The sequence below is a fragment of the Orbaceae bacterium lpD02 genome, from assembly GCA_036251875.1.
Taxonomy (GTDB): domain Bacteria; phylum Pseudomonadota; class Gammaproteobacteria; order Enterobacterales; family Orbaceae; genus Orbus; species Orbus sturtevantii.
In genome coordinates this window covers 885,535-911,126 of sequence record CP133960.1, presented here as the reverse complement: position 1 = coordinate 911,126, position 25,592 = coordinate 885,535, and the positions used below count along the sequence as shown (strand labels likewise).

The window sequence follows — 25,592 nt, the reverse complement described above, 5'->3', positions numbered from 1 at the left end:
ATTCCTTGTTATTACTGACGAACACCAGACATTTTAGCGAGTTCAATTACCATTTTGGCTCGTGTAATAATGGGAGCGTCAATCATTTTGCCATTTAGTGAAACAACGCCGAGTCCTTGCCTTTCACCTTCTAGTGCCGCCGCAACGATCTCATTAGCACTATCGAGATCTTTTTGACTTGGTGCATAGGCATTATGTAATAGCTCAATTTGTCTTGGATTAATCAGTGATTTACCATTAAATCCTAGTTGTTTAATGAGTTTGACTTCACGTAAAAAGCCTTCATCGTCATTAACATTTGAGTAGACCACATCAAAAGCATCAATTTTAGCTACGCGTGCCGCATGTAATACGGCGCAGCGAGCATAAAATAGCTCTTGTCCATCGCCGCGCTCCGTTTGCATATCAACTAAGTAATCGAAAGCTGCCAAAGCAATGGCGATCATTCGCGAGCTTGATTTGGCTATTGATACTGCATTAACCACGCCTTCTGCCGATTCAATAGCGGCAATAATTTTGGTTGAGCCATTCGGACGATTTATCTCTTTTTCAATACGTTCAATATGGGCTTCTAACTGATGAATATGTTCCGCGCTATGTGTCATAGGTAAACGCACAACATCAACACCAGCACGAACAACGGCTTCAAGATCGTCTAGACCAAATGGGGTATCAAGCGCGTTAATCCTAACGACGGTTTCAATGCCCATTTTTTGATAAATTCCAAGCTTTAAGGTTTGAGCAACTAATAAACGTGCAGTATCTTTTTCTTTAACTGAAACGGCGTCTTCCAGATCAAACATGATTGAATCAGGTTGGTAGACAAATGAGGTTGATAACATGGCAGCATTTGCACCAGGTAGAAATAACATACTACGTCTTAATTTTTTCATATTAATTGGCTCCATTGTGCTTGTTCTTTGGTTGCTCTTAGCACCGCGCTTTGCACTCTAGCGGTAATAACACAATCGAGTGCGCCTTTATCATCGATGATGATAAGGCCGTTATCTACGTTTAGTTGAGCAAGTGTTTCTTCAACGACTTGACGAATTTGTTGACCAAATTGTTTGTTTACATCACTGTTTATAACAATTTCTAGTTTTTCATTTGGCTCTATTTTTACGAGTAAATCGCTCGATTCTAATGTGCCCGCAAGGGCTGATTGGATTATTTTCATAGATTTACCTATTGATTTTTAATAACATAATGCTGTTCAATATATGCCCATGTTGAAGGGGGCACTAAAGCATGAACATCTTGATATTTTTTTTGCATCAATAATGATCTTACTCTTGATGCTGAGATCACCTCATCTGCATGTCTGACTCTTGCTATTTCAATCACTTCAATTATTGGCGAGGTTGATTTGTTTTCACTCTGCAACCAATCCATCATTGCATGATTGTAGGCATTAGTGACTTCGCTATGTGGCTCCGTGCCGACAAACCTTTTGGCGATTGATAGCGCTGGTGCAATATACTGCCTGAATATCAGCAAATCGATTGCCATATAACTTTGTTCTATCAATGTTTGTTCTTTTAAAAAATAACTCGGAAAAGTGGCTTTTGATATGATGTAGGGTGAGCCAGGTAAAACGGTCACATTGCTTAGGTGTCTCACGCCTTCTTTTACCAGTCTATAACGCACATCAGCCGAAAATAGTGATGCATCTTCACTAACAACAAAAATATATAACCAATCCACTTGTTTTGCTGCTTGCTCTGTTAAATATAAATGCCCATTAGTAAATGGGTTGGCATTCATGACAATTGCGCCACATGTGTCTGGTTTTCTTTCTTTAATTAGCGACTGGCAATAATGTGATATGCCAACGGGCGTGTTTTCCATTAATGTGATCGTGTTGTTTAATTCAACGATCGGATAAAATCCACAGGCTTTAAATAAATCAATATTTTCGGGTTTAGTATAAAGGAAGAGATGATAAAGTCCTTTATCATGAGCAAGTTCAATCACTTGCTGAATAAGGCTTAACGTAACACTACTACCCTGATAATTAGGGTGTACTGCAACACATTTTATAACGTTGTGATCAAGTCCCGCGCAGGCAATGATTTGCTGCTCAAATAGACCGATAATAAAATTATCGATTTGAGGATCGAGGTTAAGATCAACGCTCTGTAGCAAATTTTTTATCGAATCTAAAACGGCTTGATCTTTTATGCTTGAGAGTGTTTTAAATGTTAGTTGTATCATATTATTCAGCTATAACACTATTGATTAAATGACCAATTTTTTCTATTTCGACTTCAATCACATCTCCATCGTGCATAAATAGTGGCGGATTACGTTTTTTACCTACACCGCCCGGTGAGCCGGTTAAAATAACATCGCCTGGTGATAATTGAGTAAATGTACTGATGTAGGCGATAATTTCAGGTACTTTGTGCACCATATTACCAAGCACATCTGACTGAACCATTTGCTGGTTCAAATAGGTTTTAATCGATAATGAGTCAAAGTCATCGATCTCGTCAATTGTGGTTAAATAAGGACCTAATGCCCCGGTTCTTGGCCAGTTTTTACCTGCGGTAAACCATGTGTGTTGCCAGTCTCTAACCGAACCATCCATATAACAGCTATAGCCAGCAATGTATTGTAAAGCATCTTGTGGTGAAATACGGAAGCAAGGCTTACCAATAATAACGGCTAACTCGCCCTCATAGTCGAATTCTTGAGTTTCAGTCGGTTTTAATATGGGCGTATTATGGCCGACTTGTGTGTCAGGGAAACGAACAAATAGGGTTACAGCCTGATCTAGCGCAGCAAATTCTTTTCTTTTATCAGCATAGTTCATACCGGCACAGAGAATTTTATTCGGGTTAGGAATAACGGGTAAACATGTTATATAGCGCATATCGGTTGTAGCAGCGGAATGACTAAGCATTTTTGCTTTTTCCATTCCTTCGCTACAACCAATCAGTGATTTTAGATCTGGGTATCGTTCACCTAATTGCGATTTTAGATCAATAATTCCTTTATCAGTAGCGATGCCGTAGCTTGCGCTGTTTGATAAAAGATAGCTAATAAGTTTCATTCTAGAGCCTTTGGTTATTATACTAACAGCCTTGTTGTGTCAAATTGGCTGTTAGCATGAGTTTTATCGTGATATTTTTATTGGTTATACTAGGAAGTTACCGAGTATGAGTAGTGAGACCGAAACATTAATCGCACCACCAATTCGAGTTGCAATTTGAGCAAACGGCATTAATTCCATACGCTCTGCTGCAGTTAGAATTGCAACGTCGCCCGTGCCACCTTGGCCACTTTGGCAACATGAAATAACCGCGGCATCAATTGGGTACATACCTAATTTTTTAGCAACAAAAAAGCCGGTAACGACTAATGAAACAACTGTGCAGGCAATAACAATAATATTAACCACTGTAAAGGCTTCAACAATTTTATCCCATGGCGTAATAGCAACACCAACGGCAAAGAGAATAGGGTAGGTTACTGAGGTTTGGAAAAATTTATAAACAACTTGTGAACCACCAAGAATTTTTGGTGATACGCCGTGAGTTAATTTTACGAATACAGCAGCAAATAACATGCCGACTGGCGCAGGTAAGCCAATTAACTTGTGGCCGATCATACCCACCATATAAAGCATCGCAGCGAGTAGTACTCCAGATGCGAAAACCGTAACATCATTAGGGAGTTCAGTTTTAGCGGTTAATGAGATTTTTTCTTCAGTGCCATCAGATGGCATTAATTTACCGTTACCGGTTAAGTGTGGGTACATTTTGCCTAAACGGTTTAATATGCCCGCGCAAATAATTCCCGTTAAACCACCGAGCATTACGATCGGCAATACCCGTCCTAATGCCTCGCCTTGTTCCATACCTAAAATAGCCGCGTAACCGATTGATAACGGAATAGCCCCTTCACCGACACCGCCAGCCATAATAGGTAAGACTAAGAAGAAAAATGTTTCAAATGGCGATAATCCTAACAGCGCCCCAACTCCGACACCGACAAGCATGCCGACAACTTCACCACAGGCCATCGGTACAAAAATACGCAAAAAACCTTGAATGAGCGTTCTTCGATCCATACTCATAATACTGCCAACAATAATGCAGCAGATGTAGAGATAAAGAATATGGGTATCTTTATAAAATTTGGTAGTAGCTTCAATGATGGGGGTTGGCAATAAGCCATAATAGACTAAAGCGGAAGGGATAAACGTGGCGCAAATTGCCGCAGCCCCCATTTTGCCGACAATCGGTAACCGTTTACCAAATTCGCCACATAAAAAACCAAAAAATGCACAGGTCACAACCATAACGACGATGTCGGGAGGTAACTTGCCTGTATAAAGTACCTCTGCAAAAATAAGTAGACCAGCAATAACAAAAAAGGGTAAGGGAATAATCCCCACTTTATAGTTATCTAACCAGTACCACCAACCAGTGGGCCAGAACCGACTTTTTTCTTTCTCTAATACGGGGTTATTTATACTTTCTGTTTTGTTCATCATGTACTCCGATTATTTCTATAGTAAGTTGGGTCACATGATAAGGAATTAATGCTTACAGTTTTGTGATATGTATCATCATTTATTAGTGGTTTTAAAGGTTTTAATGTCGCTATAGGTTTTAATGCTATTTATAATAACTTACATAACGATTACAATTAGCCATAAACATACTATGATTAGGTTATATCTTACTAAGTTTCCTCTTCTTTTTGCGCAAAAGTTGTTTATTGCACTGTCAGTATTATTTGCACTCGCTATTTTTATTATGCATCAATACATTAATGGTATTACGGAAGCCAATTTATATACTAATTTAGGCGAAAGAGCCCAAATTCAAGCAAAAGAGATAGCCGCAATTCCTGAATTAGCCCTTGCAGTAAAAAAGCATGATCTAAATGCAATAAAGGATCTCATTACCTTGATTAGCGAGCAAAGTGATGCAAGTTATATTGTGATTGGCGATAAAAATGCAACTCGCCTTTTTCATACTGAAAATGTAGCGATTAATGTGCCAATGGTCGGTGATGATAATCAAGATGTATTGAAAGGTAAAAGTATTATCATTATTAGCCAAGGCTCTCTAGGTCAATCCTTAAGAGGTAAATCACCAATCATTGATAATGATGACGTTATTGGTATTGTTTCTGTTGGATATATGTTAGATAGGCTCAACGAGCTACATAAAATTCAATCTTATCCATTTATTATCTTTTGTTTGATTCTTTTTTTCTTTTTATTTGTTTTTTCTTATATTTTTTCATATTTAATTAAAAAACAGATGTTTAATTTAGAACCTAAAGAGATTTCGTTATTAGTAAAAATGCAAAGTGCGATTATGGAATCAATTAATGAAGGGCTAATTTCAGTTGATCTTAATTATAATATTATCCATATAAACCAATTTGCCCGACAGTTTCTTAACATTCCACAGCACACTGATAATTTACAAGGAACGAATCTATTTCTATATATCCTTAGCCCTAATGATTTATTGCGTAATGATGATTGCTTGCTCGAAGATGTGTATGACCGTATTAGTCATTTTAATCATGAAGCGGTTATTGCAAGCCGTATTCGGCTTATTTTTAACGATAAAATACAAGGCTGGGTGGTTACATTTAGAAATATGAATGAAATTAATTTGCTGAGTAAACGTTTATCACAAGTCCAGCAATATGCCGACAACTTACGCGCATTGCGTCACGAACATCAAAATTGGTTAGCCACTTTGTTGGGATTAATTTATATGCAGCGATATGAGGATGCCAAAGAGTTTATTACTCGTCAATCGAGTCATAACCAACAACAACTCGATTTTATTACTGAAAGGTTTCAGGTTCCAACCATTGCAGGGCTGTTAATCGGTAAATTCACTAAAGCCAATGAGATGGGGCTGGAGCTGGAGTTTGATCCTATGTGTCAACTTAAAAATATACCAAACAAGCTAATTGAAACCGAATTTATGTCTATTATTGCAAACTTACTCGATAATGCTTTTACGGCAAGTTTGATCCAATCTCACGAATCAACCATAAAAGAGAAGAAAATTATTCACCTATATTTAAGTGATGCGACCGATGAACATGTGATTGAAGTCAGTGATGAAGGCCATCAAATTGACGAGGCAATAAAGTCGTCGATTTTTAAACTTGGCGTTACAACCAAAAGCAAAGGCCATGGTATTGGATTATATTTAGTCAAAACTTATACAGAAAAAGCTAATGGGTATATTGAAATTAATAATAATTTACCTCAAGGGACTATTTTTTCTATTTTTATTCCTAAATAAAATAAGTGGTTATGATAATAATAATTAAGAGGTAAAAGATGAGTCTTGAGATTAAAGCGTTAATTGTAGAAGATGAGCCTGTGCTAGCTGAAGTGAATGCGGCATTTGTACAGCGTAATACTAATATTAAAGTGATAGGTATTGCTTCAACATTAAGTGATGCCAAAGTTATGTTAGAAAAATTTAATCCACAATTGGTTTTACTCGATAATTATCTGCCTGACGGCCAAGGTATTGAGCTATTTGATTATATTGTAAATAAACATCTGGCAACGTATATTATATTTGTTACCGCAGCCAGTGATATGGATACCTGTAGTCACGCTATTCGTTATGGCGCTTTTGATTATTTAGTAAAACCCGTTTCTTATGAAAGAATTGCTTATTCGCTAAATAAATTTAGATTATTTTTATTACGCCAATCTTCGCCTAAGAATCTTAGCCAACGGCAAATTGATGAATTGTTTAACTTACAAACTAAAGATTTTGCCGATAGCCAAAAAAGTACTAAAGGTATTGATGTGCTAACGTTGCAAAGAATTCAAGCATTATTTAAAAACACGGTTGATGAATTAACCGTTGAAGATATCACATACAAAGCACAGATAAGTAAAACAACTGTGAGACGTTATCTGGAATACTGTATTCAGACCAACTTTCTTAAGGTTGAAATTCGTTATGGCAAAATAGGTAGACCTGAACGCTATTATAAACAGGCTTTCATTTAATTAAGCTAAAATTATTTGTTGTAGTGCGACAAGAACCACGTTACAGCGATAAGATCAGCTGTTCCCCCAGGACTAAGATTTTTTTCGATCAACAAATTATCGAATTGCTGTAATTTTTCTTCTGCTAGAAAAGTTAATGCACTATTGTCATTTAATAATTTAGTCGCGTAGTCTTTGACAAAATTAAGCCCACTCATTCCACCACGGGAAACAACATTAGTATCGTTATTGTTAGCGAGCAGGTGCAGCATGCTTTGCCATAAAGATTGTTGTTCGGTATAACCTTTTTTAAGGCAATCAAAGTAAACGGGTAGGGATAATTCCTGAATTAAGGTATAACCATTTTGCGCCTCGCCTCTTGCACCGGTCAATCCATATTGCCGATATAGCTTTTCCCCTACGGTATTTCCTGGGCTGCTTATTAATTCTCGTTCAACCATCCCTTGGCATAAGGTTGCAACTTGGTTGCAAATAATTGAATAGTGAGGCGATTTATTTTGTTCTTCAAGTCGCCCAAGCGATGATAAAATTAAACCTAAAGCAAAAATGGCACCTTTATGGGTATTAATATTACTGGTTGCTAAAAACATAGCCGCTTCACATTTAAGGCCTATTACTCTTAGATCCGCTAAGAATACTCTATTATCGGTATGTTTATTATGAGTTCCATAGTAATAAAACTCATCAAGATAGGGGGTTATCGCGGCAATGCTTTGTAAGAACGTTATTAAATTCATATCCCTGTGAGCACCGTTATTCATTTGATCGACTAATCCTGGTTTAGGTGTTAAGTCAACCTCCTTCAATAAGGCGGTTTGGGCAAGTTTTGCGGCATCTGAACGTAATTGGCGGTTTTGTAAAGCTAGATTTGAACGCAATTGATGAATTTTAGTTAAATGAACACTCAATTTAATGCCTGCAACTTTGGAAATAAGTAATTCATTAAAAATGACCATGCTATTTTTGTCAATCGATGATTTTATATATTATTAGTCTTAAAAATTAAAACCGATAGCAAAAACGATTATTCTAATTATTAGCTATTGAGTATTCTTAGGTTGTTGCTAGCCATATCGCTAAATTTTGTATAACAACAATTGTATGATTGACCGTAGTTTGCCCGCTCAAATTTTGGCGATAAAAAAGCCCACGTACTAAACGTAGGCTATCATTTAGGCAAAAATTAGAACGTGGTTGGGCAGTTCCCTTTTGCAGGCAATACTGCGTAGCTATACCAGCTGTAATTTAAAACTGTTATTTTCTTCTGATAATGACAGGCAAAGCTTGATTGTCCGATAAGAGACCACGGCCCCGTTTCGACTATAACGGCTGCTTGAGCCCCCCCAATTGATAGAAAAATAATAGAGCTTATTGTTAATTTAAGTAATTTTTTAAACATAAAAGACCCCCAGTAGTTATTATAATATTGACCAACAATATAGCATTATTAGTGAAAAAATAAAAATGATTATTTACTTTGTTTTGATTATCTGTTTTGAGTTAAATAAGTGATTTTAGATTTTAAAGATAGTCACAAAAAATACAATACAATCAAAAAATCGAATAGCACGCCAAGCTATATACTAACTCTTTTATTTTTCTCAAATAAAAACAAAATTTTTATATATTGTTAAGTGAGTGCAAATGCAAAATATGACCCATTTTTTCGACTTTAGTTTTTAAGTAATCTTCGTTGTTAGGGTTTTCTCCGACTTCCAAAGGAACGCGCTCGGTTATTTTAATACCAGCCAGCTCTAGTACCCGAATTTTTTCTGGATTATTAGTTAGTATTCTAATTTCATTTATGCCGAGCAGTGCCAGCATATCGGCACAAATTGTAAAATCACGTTCATCTGCGGCAAACCCAAGCTCGTTATTAGCTTGTACGGTATCTAACCCTTTATCTTGCAATGCATATGCTTTTATCTTATTTAATAAGCCTATGTTACGACCTTCTTGACGATGATAAAGAAGTACGCCAGTACCTGCTTCTGCTATCTGTTTTAACGCAGCTTCTAATTGAAAGCCACAATCACAACGTAGGCTAAATAGGGCATCGCCAGTTAAGCACTCAGAGTGGACACGAGTAAGAATAGGCTGTTGTTGGGTGATATCACCAAACACCATTGCGACATGGTCCTTTCCTGTTGCGAGCTCTTCAAAACCGACAATGGTAAACACGCCCCATGGTGTTGGTAGTTTTGCTTGCGCAACATTTTTTAACTGCATAAAAACTCCGATTTATTAAATGTTTTATAAAAATTTTTAGTTATATCGACAATATATATATTGTTAGGATAGTTAGTTTAACATAACTATCTTGTTACTTTATAATGAATTTTTATTATGCGAATTGTGTAAAAATCGGTGCATAGTTAAGCAACTATGCTATGATGGCAGCCCGATTTCATTTTATTTATGGTTAATGGTTGTTTATTAAAATAATGCTATCAGTTATCAAAAAAACATGTATTACTCTTATAATATTTCTTATTGTCCCCGCTTTTTTAATTTCTATTGATTGGCAATGGCAACCGAGCTCATTAAATGTTTCTTCTAAATATCTTTTTTGGTTTACAGAAATGGCAGGTATGCCATGGGCTATGCTAATTTGTCTTATCTTGCCAATTGTTTTTGCTATTTGTTTAAAAGTGCGTTCAATAAGTAAATTTATTACGTTAGTTATTATTTTGGCAATTTCAATCTTACTTGGCCAGACGATAAAATCAATTGTTAAAGATTATACTGCTGAATCAAGGCCATTTGTGTTATGGATAGAAAAGAGCTATCAAGTCGATGATGAGTATTTTTATTCTTTACCTCGCAGTGAAAGAAAACAAATTATTAGACAATATGTCCATCATTCACCCCAAATACCTAACTGGCTTTATCGGCATTGGCGTGCTGAAACCGGATATACTTTTCCATCTGGTCACACCATTTTTGCCGCAACGTGGGCATTTTTAGCTTTATTGTTTTTGCGCTTTAAACGTCATTTTGTAATAGTTGGTTTAGTAATTACATGGACGGTTTTAATTGAAATCAGTCGCCTTGCCTTAGGTATGCATCATCCTATTGATGTTATATCTGGCTCTATTCTTGCTTGGTTGATTGCGTTAATTGCTTATTATTTTGCTATTAAATGGCAGTTACTTAAACAATAAACTAACAATACATCTTTAATTTGCTTTAGTATATAATTGTCTTATTATCGCGTAGAGAATAAAAAATTGACCGACAGAAGGAAGCATCAATGAAATTTGTTATATTATTTTTACTATTAATTGCTATTTTTGCTATTTCGATCACTCTAGGTGCTAATAATAATCAGATAGTTGTTTTTAATTACTTATTTGCTCAAATCGAATGCAAATTATCAACATTATTTGCTATTTTATTTGGTACAGGCTTTATCTTAGGTTGGTTGGTTACTGGGATCTTTTTTATTCGTGTGAAGCTGAGACTTACATCAACACAACGAAGACTCAAAAAAGTTCAAAAGATGTATGATGATGAAGTGGCAAACCGACAAAAAGCAGAATTAACTGTATCACCAACTAATAGTAAATAATTATGTTTGAGCTTCTGTTTTTGTTGTTACCTATTGCTGCTAGCTATGGTTGGTACATGGGGCAGCGTAATGCAAAACAAAAATACCAACATGAGTCTAATCGTTTATCTCGCGAATATGTCGATGGATTAAACTTTTTACTTTCAAATCAGAAAGACAAAGCCGTTGATTTGTTTCTTGAGATGCTAAAAGAAGATTCAGGAACGCTTGAAGCCCATTTGACACTGGGTAATTTATTTCGCTCGCGAGGTGAGGTTGATCGGGCTATTCGTATACATCAAGCTCTTTTAGAGAGTTCATCATTAACATTTGAGCAACGATTATTAGCTATTCAACAACTTGGGCGTGATTATATGGCCGCGGGTTTTTATGATCGGGCTGAAGACATGTTTTTACAGCTGATCGATGAAGATGATTTTCAGCAATATGCCCTACAACAGTTGATTATTATTTATCAATCAATTAGAGAATGGAATAAGGCTATCTCAACAGCAACAAAACTCGTTAAATTAGGGCATGCTAAATATAATAAAGAGATTGCGCAATTTTTTTGTGAGCTAGCCGCACTCGCTATTGCAATCGATGATTTAAATAAATCATTATTTTATTTGCAAAAATCAATCTCTGCAGATCCTGACTGTGCTCGTACATCGTTAATGTTTGGTCGAGTATTGATGGCTCAAGCGAACTACCAAAAAGCCGTGCAGTATCTCACGCAAATTTTAATTCAAGATAAAGCTTTTATTGGCGAGGCTTTACCATTTATCAAAGAATGTTATCAATTTTTAAATCAACCAGATGAACTTAAGCAATTTTTGAAAAAATGTGTTGAGCTTGATTCTGGTAGTGTAGCAGAATTAATGCTAGCTGATATTATTGAGCAACAAACCGGTAGAGAGGCTGCTCAATATTGTATCTATCGAGAATTAGTTAAACACCCTAATCTAAAAGGTTTCTATCGTTTAATGGATTACCATTTAAATGATGCGGAAGAGGGGCGAGCGAAAGAAAGCTTATTACTTTTACGAAATATGGTTGGTGAGCAAATTAAGGCTATCCCAAATTATCGCTGTGAAAGATGCGGGTTTACGGTAAATTCAATTTATTGGTTGTGCCCAGCTTGTCGTTCGTGGGCAACGATCAAACCTATTCGTGATTTTGTTCAACATTCTGATTAGCTGTTTATTCCATTTTATTAGATAATATTTTGCTATTTTTTTCTTATCTAGCTATAACACTAAATTAACTATTAAGAGTAAAGGTATGTTTTTGGTTGATTCTCACTGTCATTTAGACAGCTTAAATTATGATAATAAATCAATTGCTGATGTTTTGGCAGAAGCAAAAAAAAGAGGCGTAAATCATTGCCTAAGTGTTGCGACAACTTTATCGGGTTACCAAGCGATGAGGCAATTGTTATCACCTTATCTAGCGCAAGTCTCCTTGTCTTGCGGAATACATCCATTAAATTTAGCGGATGAAGAGTTTGATGTCACTTTATTTAAAGTATTAGCAGCAGATGAACATGTCGTTGCTTTAGGCGAAACAGGATTAGACTATTATTACCAGCAAGATAATGCAAACTTACAGCAACAAGCGTTTGCTGAGCATATTCAGCTAGGGCGAGAGCTCAAAAAACCGATTATAGTCCATACTCGGCAGGCAAAACAAGATACATTAGCGATGATTAAAACTGAAAATGCTTATTCAGGGGTGTTGCATTGTTTTACCGAGGATATTGATACCGCAAGGCGATTGCTAGATCTCGGTTTTTATATTTCTTTTTCAGGCATCATTACGTTTAAAAATGCTGAGGCATTACGTGACGTCGCGCGCTTTGTACCACTAGATAGATTGCTGATTGAAACTGATTCACCATATTTAGCCCCAGTTCCTTATCGTGGCAAAGAAAATCACCCTGCTAATGTGAGACAAGTTGCCGAATATTTAGCGGTCTTAAAACAATTACCACTTGAGGTTTTCACTAAAAAAACGACTGAGAATTTTTGCAATTTATTTGGCGTAAGATTATGCTAATATACTTTTAATCTTTTCATAAAAATTAAATAATAGAAAGGGACGTAATATGCCTAAAGAAACTATTTTTAGCAAAATTATTCGTGGTGAAATTCCAGCGGATATTGTTTATCAAGATGATTTGGTTACGGCTTTTCGTGATATCTCACCACAAGCACCAACTCATATTTTGATTATTCCAAATAAACTGATCCCGACGATTAATGACGTGACGCCTTCGGATGAGCAAGCATTAGGCCACTTGTTTGTTGTTGCAGCTAAAATAGCTAAATTGCAAGGTATAGATCAAAGTGGCTATCGCTTGATTATGAACTGTAACAAAGATGCAGGGCAAGAGGTTTTTCATATTCATATGCATTTGCTAGGTGGAAAACATCTGGGTAAATTGGTTCATTAATTTAATAATAGGTGATAAAGGACAGTTTATGAAATGCTTTTTGCAAACAGTAATTATGATTGTAGCCACAACTATTTTGGCCGGTTGTCATCTACTTAATTCAAATAACCAACCTGCATTAATAGAACAAGAAGTATTGATTGTTGAATCACCGCCTAAATTATTAACTACAGATTGGTCTATAATTTTATCACCACTAATTGATGAACTACTCGAAACGATGGCAGTCAATGGCAATAATACTTTGTTAATTAGTGATGTTAATAATCATAGTCAACAATATATTTCATCGACAGCAATTAATGATATTTTAGTGAAGGCGCTTAATGAGCAAACTATATTTCAAGTTATAGACAGTAACAGTGTTAATATTGCAAAACAAAGTGTAGGCATTCCTAATGATGATTCGCTCGTTTCTCGCGGTAAAATGATTGCATTAGCAAGAAAAGTCAATGCTGATTATGTATTGTTTACAATTATTGATCAAGCACCTAAATTACCCGACACACTGGCAGAAGTATCGCTTGAACTAATTCTAACCAAAACGGGTGAAATTATTTGGCAGTTCTCGTCAGATCAAATTGCCTCAAACCAAAACTAATGAGATCGCTATGGGCCCATTAATAATTGATGTGCAAGGTTTAAGCCTTTCAAATGAAGATAAAAAGTTACTTCAGCATAATGCGGTTGCAGGCGTGATATTATTTAGCCGAAATTATCAAGATCCTAATCAACTAACAACGTTAATTAAAGAAATAAGGGCTGCGTCATCAGAACGCTTATTAATCAGTGTTGATCATGAAGGGGGAAGGGTACAACGTTTTAAAAACGGCTTTACCGCTATACCGCCAGCCCAAGCTTATGCAAAATTAAATGACTTAAAACACGCCAAAAAGCTTGCATTTGATGCTGGCTGGGTACTTGCTATGGAGCTTATCGCTTTTGATATAGATCTCAGTTTTGCTCCTGTTTTAGATTTAGGTCATGATTGTTTAGCAATTGGTTCTCGTGCATTTCATCAAGATAGTAAAATCGCGCAAGAAGTTGCTAGCGCGATGATTGATGGTATGCATAGTGCGGGTATGAAAACCACCGGCAAACATTTCCCTGGTCACGGTGCGGTACTTGCTGATTCGCATAAAGAGACGCCTATTGATAATCGTAACCAGACAGAAATTAAGCATGATATGCAAATTTTTGCAGAATTAATTAAAGCGGGTAAACTTGATGCTATTATGCCTGCTCATGTTATTTATCCATGCTTTGATGACCATCCAGCAAGCGGCTCACCATTTTGGTTAAAAACAGTATTGAGGCAGCAACTTAATTTTGATGGCATTATTTTCTCCGATGATTTATCTATGGAAGGTGCTGCTTTTTTAGGTAATTATGCCCAGAGAGCAAGTGCGGCATTTCATGCTGGATGTGATATTTTACTCGCATGCAATAATCGTCAAGGGACGTTTGCTATTTTAGAGAGCTTAGGTCATATTGCCAGTAATAAACCTAAGCATTTGCTATGTAAAACTAAAATTGATTATCAAACGTTACTTAAAAGTGATGAATGGCAACAACGTAATAAAAAATTAAGCCTCTTAAACGAAGAGTGGCAAAATTCTTTAAACCAATAATTAGAGTTATATTATGACAAAAGGTAACTATTCTCCAGTTGCAATCATTGAAGTTACCCTTAAGGGGAAGCTGCTAGCAATCAACCAAGCTGGTATAACGTTATTTTCGTTACCTGATGAGTTATTAGATAACGCTAAGCTTGCTAATTATTACTTTGATTATTATCGATTATTAAATCTTGATCCGAATATACCTATTTCAACCTTGCAAAGCACAATAATTATACTTAACCAGCAATACTATTTTTTACAGATTTTTGATGATATTAGTCGTTTTGTATTGGTTATTCAACCAATTGGTTATCTTAAAAGCCGATTAGTCCAAGTAGGTGTAGCTAATCAGCAAGCATTCAATGTTTTTTGTGCACAAAGTGAGTCTATGCAGAAACTGCTAAAACAAGCTAAAGCCTTTGCAAAGCAAAAAGAGCCATTATTAATTTCAGGCGCCACAGGAACGGGTAAAGACTTACTTGCATTAGCATGCCACCAATATAGCCAAAGAGGGGATAAAGTGCTTCTCAGTCTAAATTGTGCAGCTATGCCTGATGAAGTTGTTGAAAGCGAATTATATGGCTACGCTGCTGGTGCTTATCAGGGAGTAAGTGAGGGTAAAAAAGGCTTTTTTGAGCAAGCAAATGGAGGCTCGGTATTGTTAGATGGCATTGATGAAATGTCATTTAGAATGCAAACCAAACTTATTCGTTTCATTAATGACGGTGCATTTAGGCGAGTTGGTGATGATAATGAAGTTCATGTTGACGTAAGGGTAATTTGTATTACTAAAGCCGATCTCTTTTCTCTAGTCAAACAAGGAAAGTTTAGAGAGGACCTCTATTATCGATTAAACGTATTACCATTGCATCTACCTTTACTCAATGAACGTAAAGAGGATATCATTGATTTAGCGGGTTATTTTATTCATGAGTTTGCCAATAAACAAAGCGTACCAGTGCCAACGTTGACAGAGGATGCAAAGACTAAATTACTTAGTTATCACTGGCCCGGAAATGTCAGGGAACTTAAAAATGTATTATATTCGGCGTTGGCTCAATTAAATGGAATAGAAATAACCGCCAAAGGTATTGAGTTGCCAAATAGCCCAATTAAATACTCACTTAATGATGATCTTGAAGGTAAAACATTGGATGAAATAACAAAGCAGTTTGAAAAAACAGTATTAATGCAGTTGTATAAAAGTCACCCAAGTTCTCGTAAGTTATCAAAAAGATTAGGTATTTCACATACAGCCGTTGCAAATAAGCTTCGAGAGTATGGAATTGGGAAATGATCCCCCACCTTTTATTATAGAATTTTGTGACGGAATCATCTATACAAGTCTAGTATGAATATACTTTTTTAAATTCTTAAGAATGCTTTTAATTCATCTTTTTGCTTTTTAATTTCATTGTATCTCATTTTACGTTTTCTTCTTGCATCACCAAAACTAACTTTATATTTAATTTTATTTCTGACACATTTAAACGTAAGTTTCTTATAAAGAGTAATATATCTAACGATTTCCCAAGGTTCACAATTAATAGATTGAGTATTATTGAAAATTTTTGTATTTTTCATAATAATTTCTTCATAAAAAGGCGTTTCTCTTGCTACACTCCAAAAATAAGAAGATTCTGCTCTTTCAGGGCTTGACCAAGGTTTTGTAACTGAAGCATAATGAATTATTGAAGGTTTATTGAAGGCGATTAGGAAATTATTATAAAAATCGATAGGTAAGCATCTAATATGATGATTATTCCAAATAAATGGATTCCAGACAGCATTCCATTTCATATCTAAAAGGTAAACCTGCTCATAACAAACTGCATTTAAGATATCTTGATCAACAATAATTGGCGTTTTTATTTGCTTTAGCTTATCAATACATTTTTGACTAAAATTTTCTTTAATCAGCTCTTTTATATTAAAAATAATTACCCCAGCTTGAAAGTATTTCAAATAATTTGTAACTTTTAAGATATTGGGTATATAACTACTATAATTGGTATTATAGATTCCTTCATTTTCTGCACTAACAGTTTTTATCATTTCAACGTCAGGGACTGCAGCAATTAAATTATCACCGATATTGACCTTATAAAGATTTGCTAAATCATCTAAAACAATAACATCTGAATCGATATAAATAACTTTTTCATATTTTTTTAATAAGTCAGCAATAAAAAAACGATAATATGTAGCTGTTGTAAAATGCCCTGATAAATAAAAAATAGCTCTATCATTTTGTCCTTCAATTAAGGGTTTCATATTAATAAATCTAATTTTAATATTAGAATAATTATCTATTAAAGATAATAGCTGTTTTTTGCGATAACTATCTATGTCTTCCTCTAATACAATAATATCGTAGTTATTAGTTGTTGTTGAAGTTTTAATGATGGAGGCGATTGCTACGCCTAAATAAGGAAAGTAATTATTATCTGTTGCTAAGACTACGGGAATATTATTTTTATCAAAAGCTGGTTCTAAACACCCATTTAGTTTATCAATAGTTTTATCAAAAGCACATTGAGGTAATACTTTTTGTTTTATATTTTTTTCTGAAAGATCTTTAATAATATTAATTAGAGGTAATCGTAAAATATTATCTTGATTGTAATATATAGAGATAAATTCTTGCAATTCATTATCTGTATCAAAAAAACGTCGTAACATTTTTTGTCTAGCCAGCATCATCGTTTTATTCGTTATAATGTTCTTTTTATGCATTCGACAATGAATTAGAATTTCAGGATAGTTTTGAACTTTGCCACCGACAAGTAAAATTGTGGACCACAAAATATAATCTTCAGCAAGATTATATTTTGTATTATAAGTTAGAGTATGTAAATCTAAAAAAGACTTACGGATCATAACTGATGAATTATAAATAAAACTATCAATATTTAATAAAACAGACAAAATTTCTGGATCGTCAATATTTTTGCCACAGATTTCCATGTCAGGATCACCAATAACATCGACGAAAGAACCTAATACCGTAATATGCTTATTTTTTTCAAGATATATAACCTGCTTACTAAGACGAGTTAATTCAGAAATATCATCATCATCCATCCTTGCAATATATTTCCCTTTTGCGATCTTAAAACCTAGTTGCAAGTTATGGTAATATCCCATTTTTCTTGTATTTTTAATAAAAATAATTCTGTCGTCTTTTTCTGTATATTCTTGGATTAGTTCAATAGAACCATCTGTAGATTCATCATCAATAATGATAAACTCAAAATTGATAAATGTTTGTTTAAGGATAGATTCTATTGAATTTTTAAGGAATTTTTTTTTATTACACGTTGACATTACAACACTAATAGTTGGATTTTCGTCTGAGTTTAATAGTTTCGTCTCATTACTAATTAATCCACCACGCTCTTTTATCATCTTTAATTCCTTAATTTTTAAAAAAATCTCTAATCGTTAAAAATACAGTTAATAAATAAAAATCCAAATATATCAATAAATTAATTATTTTAAGTGCGCATCATGTTTAGAAAATATAGCTAATTTCAATCTATCTAGATTCTAACATTAAACAAAACTCTATTTGGATTAAGATTACTGAATCTAAAATAAAATATAGTATAAGTTGGTGAATAGAGAAAATACTAGTAATAGTTTTTAATATGAGGCTCTAAACGCAGGCTTATAATTATTCTGATAACTTAGCTTTGTAAGTAAGGATCTCATAAGATATATTATTTTTCAATCCTTCTTAAGATGGACTGCATTAAATTAGTACAATGTGTTTAAAAAAACTAAGTTTTAAAAAAAATAACCTTTCATCAACTATAAACAAGTCATTTTTATGACATATTAATCCATATCATATTAAGTTTATAAAAATTTTATCCTCAGCAAAATATTAGACAGTCCCTCCTCTATAAATGAGTTATTTTGGTTATACTGTTTTTCCAGCCATTAGCTGAATGACGACGACCACGACGATAATAGATTTTAATATTCAAATAGTACTTTGTTTAACGCTCCCGTGTTTTGCAATAACAATCATGAATAATATTTGTTTTTAAGGTATGAAAGACACTTTTTGTAACTGCATTATCCCAGAGGTTGCCTGTTTGGCTCACGCTTTGATGTTATCAACTAGCATTTGTGATTTAGATTACAATAAAAATAATTTAGTGTATTATGCTGCATTTATTTTAATAAAATATAAAAAATAAAATTAGTAATATGATTATTATCTATTAAATAATCGTAATTTTAGTGTGGAAAAGTTAAAAGTCATTTAATCACTAATTATTAAAGAATTTAAGTATATTTTAGGTAAGATCTAGAAAATAAATGTAACTGGACTAAAATACTATTTAGCTGATTTTAGTGGGAATAGCGTTGTTCTATTCAAAGTTTTCTATTTGACTAATGTTGATTAGATTTAATATGACTTTATATAATCTATTGGTGTGTAGTTAAGTTTACGAGTAAATCTATTATTTTATCTAATTTAATTAATCAGTATTATAAGCGAGAATATTTTATGACAAAAACAATTGTAGTGACTGGTGGGACAGGTTTTCTTGGATCTAACCTTTGTGAGCGTTTAATAAGCGAGGGAAATACGGTTATTTGTGTCGATAACAACTATACCGGAAGACTAGAAAATATTAATTCTTTATTAAATCATCCTAATTTTCGTTTTATCGAACACGACATTATTAATTATTTAAAAATTGATAATAATATAGATCAAATTTATAATTTAGCGTGTCCGGCTTCCCCCCCTGCTTATCAAGGAAAAGCTGCAATAATGACAACTAAAACATCGGTATTTGGTGCCATCAATATGTTGGAATTAGCGAAGGAAAAAAATGCTACGATTTTACAGGCCTCAACATCTGAAGTCTATGGTGAACCACTGATTCATCCCCAAGACGAAGAGTATAGAGGTAACGTTAATCCGATAGGTATTCGCGCTTGTTATGATGAAGGTAAACGTTGCGCTGAAAGTTTATTTTTTGATTATTACCGAGAGGAAGGGGTCGATATTAAAGTTATTCGTATTTTTAATACATATGGGCCTAAAATGGATCCTAAAGATGGTAGAGTAGTGAGTAACTTTATTTGTCAAGCTTTAAGTAATGAAGATATTACTATTTATGGTGATGGTTTACAAACACGTTCATTTTGTTATGTCGACGATTTAATCGAGGTGATAATTCGAATGATGAATAGCCCTACAGGTTTTACTGGTCCTGTTAATACGGGCAATCCAGGTGAGTTTACAATATTAGAATTAGCCCAAAAAATTTTATTAAAAGTTGGCGGAACATCGAAATTAGTTTATAAACCACTGCCTGGCGATGATCCAACACAAAGACGTCCTAACATTTCGTTAGCTAAAAATAAACTAAATTGGGAACCTAAAATTCAATTAGATGAAGGCTTAGATAAAACAATTAATTATTTTTCCAATGAATTAAAAAACATTAAGTGAGTAAAATGATGAAAATTGCTATTATTGGTACTGGGTATGTCGGTTTGCCGACAGGAGTAGGGTTAGCTGAATTAGGTAATGATGTTGTTTGTATTGATCGAGAACTAAGTAAAATTGAACGTTTAAAAGCAGGCCATATTACTTTATTTGAGGAAGGGTTAGAAGAGTTATTTAATAAAAATTTGCATGAAGGGCGTATTACTTTCACAACTTCAATGAAAGAAGGTATAGAAAAAGCTGATATTGTTATTATTGCTGTCGGTACTCCACCACATCCAGTAACAAAAGAAGCTGATATGAAATATATACATGCAGCAGCAACTGAGCTAGCCGACTACTTGCAAGATTACACTGTCATTGCAACTAAATCGACCGTGCCAGTAGGCACGGGAGATGATATTGAATGCTTGATCTCTAAGCGTAATCCTAATGCTAACTTTGATGTTATCTCTTTACCTGAGTTTTTACGTGAGGGATTTGCTGTTTATGATTTTTTTAATCCTGACCGAATTATTGTCGGGGCAAATAGTAAGCGAGCAATTAGTATAATTAGTGAGTTATATGCACCATTTGACGATAAAACTGAAATATTATTCGTTTCAAGACGCTCGAGTGAAACAATAAAATATGCATCGAACTCATTTTTAGCAATTAAAATTCATTATATTAATGAGATGGCAAATTTTTGTGAAAAAGCAGGTGCAGATATTCGTGAAGTTGCGGCTGGAATGGGGCTAGATACAAGAATAGGCAATAAATTTTTAAATGCTGGCCCCGGCTATGGCGGAAGTTGTTTTCCTAAAGATACAAATGCTATGGCTTATATGGGGCGTCAAAATGATATTAATTTAAGTCTAGTCGAAGCTGCAATTCAAGGTAACCATCAACGTAAAAAAGAGATGGCACACAAGATTATAAACGCAATTAAAGTAAACAAAGCTAAACCTCGCATAGCTGCATTAGGATTAGCTTTTAAAGGTGGGACAGATGATTGTAGAGAAAGTCCTGCAGTTGAAATTATTGAAGAATTATTAAATTTAAATGCAGATGTTATCGCATATGATCCAAAAGCCTTAAACAATGTGAAGGACTTACTTGGTGATAAAATTGAATATGCTAATTCCGCTTATGATGCTATGTGTGGTGCTGATATTTTAGTTATATTAACTGAATGGGATGAATTTAAGTTGCTTGATTTAGATAAAGTAAAGTCTTTATTAAAACATAATATTATTATTGATTTACGAAATGTTCTTTCTGCAGAAGATGTTGTTAAGGCGGATTTGCAATATTTAGGTATTGGCTATCAAGTCTAAATTTTTAACCTTAATTGTTATTGAATCAATGGAGAAAAAGATGATTCTTATTGTTGGTGGTGCAGGTTATATAGGTTCTCATACGCTAAAACATTTACTTGATCAAGGATATGAATGTATTGTCGTCGATAATTTAGTATATGGGCACAAAGATGCTATAGATGATAGAGCCGTTTTTATTCAAGCCGATTTAATGGATAAAGAAAGCCTTAGCTCAATTTTTGAGTCATTCTGTATTAAAGCTGTTATTCATTTTGCCGCATTTGCCTATGTAGGTGAAAGTGTGACTAACCCACAAAAATATTACCAAAATAATGTATGTGGAACATTAAACTTACTCGACATAATGTTAGAGAATAATGTTAAAAAAATAGTATTTTCGAGCACATGCGCTACATATGGTGAGCCTCAATACACTCCAATTGACGAAAAGCATATACAAAATCCGATTAATCCTTATGGACATAGTAAACTTATGATTGAGCAAATTTTTGCTGATTATAACAAAGCTTATGGTCTTCAATATATCGCGTTGCGTTATTTTAATGCGGCAGGAGCTAATAAAAATGGATTAATAGGTGAAAGTCATACACCAGAAACCCATTTAATTCCTTTAGTTCTAAAAGCGATAAAAGGAGATATTTCTATAATAAAAGTTTTTGGGACAGACTACGAAACACCCGATGGTACTTGTATTAGAGATTATGTTCATGTTGATGATCTTGCTATAGCGCATAGGATAGCAATGGAGAAGCTTGATAGCTACTCAGGATATATAAATTTAGGCACTGGTATTGGTAACTCCGTGAAAGAGATTATTCGTGCTGCCGAAATAGTTTCAGGTAAAACTTGTCCTGTAGAATATACTACACGTAGAGCTGGTGATCCAGCTCGCTTATTTGCTGACAATTCTAAAGCTAAAGATATTTTAGAGTGGAGGCCAGAATATATAGAAATTAGAGATATTATTCAAACAGCATGGGATTGGGAAAATAATCGGAAATATTAATAATGAAACATGTGAAAAATTTAATTGTAGGGTGTGGTTTATCTGCAGCAGTTTTAGCAGAACGAATTGCAAGTGAATTAAAAGAAGAAGTGTTTATTATAGATAAACGAGATCATGTTGGTGGTAATATTTATGATTATAAAGATCGGAATGGTATTACCGTTCATCGCTACGGACCTCATGTATTTCATACTAGTGACTCTAAAGTTTGGGATTATTTGAGTCAATTTACAAAATGGCACTATTTCATGTACCAAGTGAAAGCAATGATTGATGGAAAAATTGTAAATATTCCTTTTAATTTAAATACGATACAAGAAGTTTTTCCTAAAGCATTAGCCAATAGATTGGAGGAGAAGTTATTAGAACAATTTGACTTCAACACGAAAGTTCCAATTTTAGAATTACGAAAAATTAAAGATAAAGAATTAGAATTCCTAGCTAATTATATATACGATAAAACTTTCCTAGGCTATACCACTAAACAGTGGGGAGTGCGTCCAGAAGATATAGACGAATCAGTAACTAATAGAGTACCAATTTATATTAGTCGAGATAACCGTTACTTCCAAGATAAATACCAAGCTATTCCTCTCTGTGGCTATACTGAGATGGTGAGGAAAATATTAGATAATCCATTAATTACTATACAACTCAATACAGACTTTGATTCAATCAAAAATGATATTACATATGAGCGCCTGTTTTATACCGGTCCAATTGATGAGTATTTTGGTTATAAATTTGGTGAATTATCTTACCGAAGCCTCCGCTTTGAATTTGTTGAATATGCTACCGAATATTACCAACTAGGTCCTCAAATTAATTATTCAGAAAATTATGATTTCACTAGAGTTGTTGAATATAAATATTATTTAGATGAAATATCGTCTAAGACAATTATATCTTATGAGTATCCTCAAGAATTTGAAAGAGGAAAAAATGAACGATATTACCCAGTCCCGAAAGATATTAATCATGAAATATACAAGAAATATAATGAAGAAGCGAATAAATTATCGAATGTGTATTTTTTAGGACGACTAGGTGATTACAAATATTATAATATGGATCAAATAGTTGCAAGAGCTTTAGTTTTATTTGAAGAATTAAAAAAATAATTTAAAAATATTGTAGTGATATAAAAGGTATAAATAATGTCTAAAATTCAAATTGCTGTGGCTTATCATAAAAACTCAGATCTGATTGCAAATGAGTGTCTTTTACCTATTCATGTAGGGAAAGCATGCTCTGAATATGATCTAATGATGATCGGTGATGATACTGCTAATAATATCTCGCATAAGAATTTTGGTTATGCAGAATTAACCGCTATCTATTGGTTATGGAAAAACTCCAATGCTGACATAAAAGGATTATTTCATTATCGAAGATTCTTAGACCTTAATTCTAACAGCCTATATAAAAATTCTAATTTTTATGAATACACCATAGAGAATGATTTTTCTAGCCAGAAATTTTTAGACCAATTGCATATTGATACTAATCGTATACAAGAGTTAATGAGCCAATATGATATTATCACACGAAAAAAGGAAGATATAAAAGATTGGTCAAACCATACTATAAAGTCCCATTATATCGAAGAACATCATGGGGAACATCTTGAAATAACTATTGGTATTATTCATAGAGACTATCCCGAATATTATCAAACTGCAGTTAATTTAGTTTCAGGTAGTCAATCATATTTTACAAATATGATTATTATGAATAGTCAGACTTATGATAATTATTGCAATTGGTTATTTGATATATTAGATAAGGTTGAAAATAAGATAAATTTATACGATAAAAGCCTTGCTCCTAATACAAGCAAAGCAAGATGGGCTGGTTTTTTAGGAGAAAGATTAACTGCTATTTATATTCAAAAAGCTATTGAGTCAGATAAAAAAGTAATGGAGGTCCCTGCCGTTATTTTAACCCCAGCGAATAAAAAATGGTATGAATGTAGTACTTATGATTCCGCACTATATAATAATCTAAACAGATTAGATAATAATGAACCTAAAAGCGAGAATACTTTCCCTAAAATTTCAATAATTCTTCCCACTTATAATGTAGATAAATTTATTGATTTATGTTTGCAATCAATCAAAAATCAGACATTTTCTAACTATGAAGTTATCATTATTGATAAGGGTTCAACCGATAAAACGCAAGAAATTATTGACCAATATGCAAAACAAGATAAACGTTTTATTTGTCTCATAAATGAAAATCAAAATATTGGATATTCTTGTAAGCAAGGAATAGAAAAAGCTAATGGAGAATATATATGTTTTATGAACTCTGGGGATTTGATGGAGAAGAATTTTCTGGAAATGATGTTAAAAAGCTCTCAAAAATTTAATTCAGATATTGTGATTTCTGAGTATAAATGTATTGATGAATCAACATTAGAGCATTTGTATAGCTTAAATTTGCCTCATACTTTATATGGAGTTATTAATATTAATGATAACCCAGATATTTTACTCGTTTGTAACAATATTCGCGGAAAAATTTACAAAAAAGATCTAATTCAACCAAATTTTTTAATTAAAGATGATGATGAGGGAATTTATTTTTGGTGGAACCTTATATTGGTTGCTAATCGCATAAGTTTTGACCGAAATATAAGGTATAGTTATCGGGTTAGTACTATTTCATCTGAATGCATAGGAAATATAATAAAAAATGCCAAGTTAGCACAAGATCATGTTCTGAAACAACCAATAGTAGTACAGGAATATTTTGAATTATTTAAATATGTATTAATTGGGCATATACTCTATCGTGCTAAAAATTTATTCTTACAAGATAAATTTTTTACAAAAAAATTTTTACTAGACGCTCAACAATTTCTGAATTCTAACTCTATAGAAATTTCACCTAAAATAGCTCAATGCAAATCATTTTTTTATACTGACTTTGATTTACTCGAGACGCTAAAAGATGAAAAATACTCTAAATCCCTACTTAGAAAATTGAATTTGATTAAAAAAGATATTTATTATTATTTCATTAAAATAATAACCTTTGGTAAGATGATATAAATATTTAAATCATAATCTTCCGTAGCAATGGTAGTCTTTTATAAATAGCGTTGTAAGAGATTACCCTATTAACCATATACATGC

At 33.6% G+C, this 25,592-nt stretch carries 24 protein-coding genes; 15 read left to right on the top strand and 9 right to left on the bottom strand.

Annotation, left to right across the window (positions count from 1 at the left end):
* Positions 1-11: 11 nt before the first annotated feature.
* The 5 genes from citE to RHO12_04005 form a co-directional block, all read right to left on the bottom strand.
* Complete coding sequence (gene citE / locus RHO12_04025) at positions 12-893, bottom strand: citrate (pro-3S)-lyase subunit beta (protein ID WVD66951.1); 882 nt, start codon at positions 891-893, stop codon at positions 12-14.
* Complete coding sequence (gene citD / locus RHO12_04020) at positions 890-1,177, bottom strand: citrate lyase acyl carrier protein (protein WVD66950.1); 288 nt, start codon at positions 1,175-1,177, stop codon at positions 890-892. The genes citE and citD overlap by 4 nt, the downstream gene beginning before the upstream one ends.
* Positions 1,178-1,185: 8 nt before the next feature.
* Positions 1,186-2,214 carry a [citrate (pro-3S)-lyase] ligase gene (citC, locus tag RHO12_04015; GenBank protein WVD66949.1) on the bottom strand — a complete coding sequence of 343 codons (1,029 nt, stop codon included), beginning with the start codon at positions 2,212-2,214 and terminating at the stop codon, positions 1,186-1,188.
* Position 2,215: 1 nt separating this feature from the next.
* On the bottom strand, positions 2,216-3,055 hold the full coding sequence (locus tag RHO12_04010; protein ID WVD66948.1) for a fumarylacetoacetate hydrolase family protein: 840 nt from the start codon (positions 3,053-3,055) through the stop codon (positions 2,216-2,218).
* Positions 3,056-3,139: 84 nt separating this feature from the next.
* Positions 3,140-4,501: a 2-hydroxycarboxylate transporter family protein gene (locus RHO12_04005; GenBank protein ID WVD66947.1), complete on the bottom strand. Its 1,362-nt coding sequence runs from the start codon at positions 4,499-4,501 to the stop codon at positions 3,140-3,142.
* A gap of 172 nt (positions 4,502-4,673) precedes the next feature.
* Between RHO12_04005 and RHO12_04000 the strand changes: the two genes are divergently transcribed.
* Together RHO12_04000 and RHO12_03995 are read left to right on the top strand one after the other, a co-directional pair.
* The gene (locus RHO12_04000) at positions 4,674-6,290 is read left to right on the top strand and encodes a sensor histidine kinase (GenBank protein WVD66946.1); all 1,617 of its coding nucleotides are present in this window, start codon (positions 4,674-4,676) and stop codon (positions 6,288-6,290) included.
* 38 nt (positions 6,291-6,328) lie between these two features.
* The gene (locus tag RHO12_03995) at positions 6,329-7,018 is read left to right on the top strand and encodes a response regulator (GenBank protein ID WVD66945.1); all 690 of its coding nucleotides are present in this window, start codon (positions 6,329-6,331) and stop codon (positions 7,016-7,018) included.
* A gap of 11 nt (positions 7,019-7,029) precedes the next feature.
* Here the strand turns inward: RHO12_03995 and citG are convergent, their stop codons facing one another.
* The 3 genes from citG to ribA form a co-directional block, all read right to left on the bottom strand.
* On the bottom strand, positions 7,030-7,974 hold the full coding sequence (citG, locus tag RHO12_03990) for a triphosphoribosyl-dephospho-CoA synthase CitG (protein WVD66944.1): 945 nt from the start codon (positions 7,972-7,974) through the stop codon (positions 7,030-7,032).
* Between the two features lie 227 nt (positions 7,975-8,201).
* A complete protein-coding gene (locus tag RHO12_03985; protein WVD66943.1) occupies positions 8,202-8,417 on the bottom strand; it encodes a hypothetical protein in 216 nt (71 codons plus the stop codon).
* Positions 8,418-8,638: 221 nt separating this feature from the next.
* Positions 8,639-9,247: a GTP cyclohydrolase II gene (gene ribA / locus RHO12_03980; GenBank protein WVD66942.1), complete on the bottom strand. Its 609-nt coding sequence runs from the start codon at positions 9,245-9,247 to the stop codon at positions 8,639-8,641.
* Between the two features lie 215 nt (positions 9,248-9,462).
* On the opposite strand from ribA, the gene RHO12_03975 reads away from it, so the two are divergent.
* The 8 genes from RHO12_03975 to RHO12_03940 all read left to right on the top strand — a co-directional run bounded on the left by RHO12_03975 (position 9,463) and on the right by RHO12_03940 (position 15,942).
* Positions 9,463-10,182 carry a phosphatase PAP2 family protein gene (locus RHO12_03975; GenBank protein WVD66941.1) on the top strand — a complete coding sequence of 240 codons (720 nt, stop codon included), beginning with the start codon at positions 9,463-9,465 and terminating at the stop codon, positions 10,180-10,182.
* 89 nt (positions 10,183-10,271) lie between these two features.
* Positions 10,272-10,589 carry a lipopolysaccharide assembly protein LapA domain-containing protein gene (locus tag RHO12_03970; GenBank protein WVD66940.1) on the top strand — a complete coding sequence of 106 codons (318 nt, stop codon included), beginning with the start codon at positions 10,272-10,274 and terminating at the stop codon, positions 10,587-10,589.
* 2 nt (positions 10,590-10,591) lie between these two features.
* On the top strand, positions 10,592-11,767 hold the full coding sequence (gene lapB, locus RHO12_03965; GenBank protein WVD66939.1) for a lipopolysaccharide assembly protein LapB: 1,176 nt from the start codon (positions 10,592-10,594) through the stop codon (positions 11,765-11,767).
* Between the two features lie 85 nt (positions 11,768-11,852).
* Complete coding sequence (locus RHO12_03960; protein ID WVD66938.1) at positions 11,853-12,626, top strand: YchF/TatD family DNA exonuclease; 774 nt, start codon at positions 11,853-11,855, stop codon at positions 12,624-12,626.
* A 49-nt stretch (positions 12,627-12,675) separates the two neighbouring features.
* Positions 12,676-13,023: an HIT domain-containing protein gene (locus RHO12_03955; GenBank protein WVD66937.1), complete on the top strand. Its 348-nt coding sequence runs from the start codon at positions 12,676-12,678 to the stop codon at positions 13,021-13,023.
* Between the two features lie 28 nt (positions 13,024-13,051).
* A complete protein-coding gene (locus RHO12_03950; protein ID WVD66936.1) occupies positions 13,052-13,624 on the top strand; it encodes a hypothetical protein in 573 nt (190 codons plus the stop codon).
* A 10-nt stretch (positions 13,625-13,634) separates the two neighbouring features.
* Entirely contained in the window at positions 13,635-14,654 is a 1,020-nt protein-coding gene (nagZ, locus tag RHO12_03945) for a beta-N-acetylhexosaminidase (GenBank protein WVD66935.1), read from the top strand.
* Positions 14,655-14,667: 13 nt separating this feature from the next.
* On the top strand, positions 14,668-15,942 hold the full coding sequence (locus tag RHO12_03940; GenBank protein WVD66934.1) for a sigma 54-interacting transcriptional regulator: 1,275 nt from the start codon (positions 14,668-14,670) through the stop codon (positions 15,940-15,942).
* 68 nt (positions 15,943-16,010) lie between these two features.
* Here the strand turns inward: RHO12_03940 and RHO12_03935 are convergent, their stop codons facing one another.
* On the bottom strand, positions 16,011-18,053 hold the full coding sequence (locus RHO12_03935; GenBank protein WVD66933.1) for a glycosyltransferase: 2,043 nt from the start codon (positions 18,051-18,053) through the stop codon (positions 16,011-16,013).
* 1,114 nt (positions 18,054-19,167) lie between these two features.
* On the opposite strand from RHO12_03935, the gene RHO12_03930 reads away from it, so the two are divergent.
* The 5 genes from RHO12_03930 to RHO12_03910 are packed head-to-tail and all read left to right on the top strand — an operon-like array spanning position 19,168 to position 25,508.
* Positions 19,168-20,124, top strand: coding sequence for an SDR family oxidoreductase (locus tag RHO12_03930; protein WVD66932.1), 957 nt, complete (start codon positions 19,168-19,170; stop codon positions 20,122-20,124).
* A gap of 5 nt (positions 20,125-20,129) precedes the next feature.
* Complete coding sequence (locus RHO12_03925; GenBank protein WVD66931.1) at positions 20,130-21,440, top strand: UDP-glucose/GDP-mannose dehydrogenase family protein; 1,311 nt, start codon at positions 20,130-20,132, stop codon at positions 21,438-21,440.
* A 40-nt stretch (positions 21,441-21,480) separates the two neighbouring features.
* Positions 21,481-22,449, top strand: a complete 969-nt coding sequence (gene galE / locus RHO12_03920; GenBank protein ID WVD66930.1) for a UDP-glucose 4-epimerase GalE — start codon at positions 21,481-21,483, stop codon at positions 22,447-22,449.
* Positions 22,450-22,451: 2 nt separating this feature from the next.
* Positions 22,452-23,570 carry a UDP-galactopyranose mutase gene (glf, locus tag RHO12_03915; protein WVD66929.1) on the top strand — a complete coding sequence of 373 codons (1,119 nt, stop codon included), beginning with the start codon at positions 22,452-22,454 and terminating at the stop codon, positions 23,568-23,570.
* Between the two features lie 36 nt (positions 23,571-23,606).
* Positions 23,607-25,508, top strand: coding sequence for a DUF4422 domain-containing protein (locus RHO12_03910; GenBank protein WVD66928.1), 1,902 nt, complete (start codon positions 23,607-23,609; stop codon positions 25,506-25,508).
* Positions 25,509-25,592 lie beyond the last annotated feature (84 nt).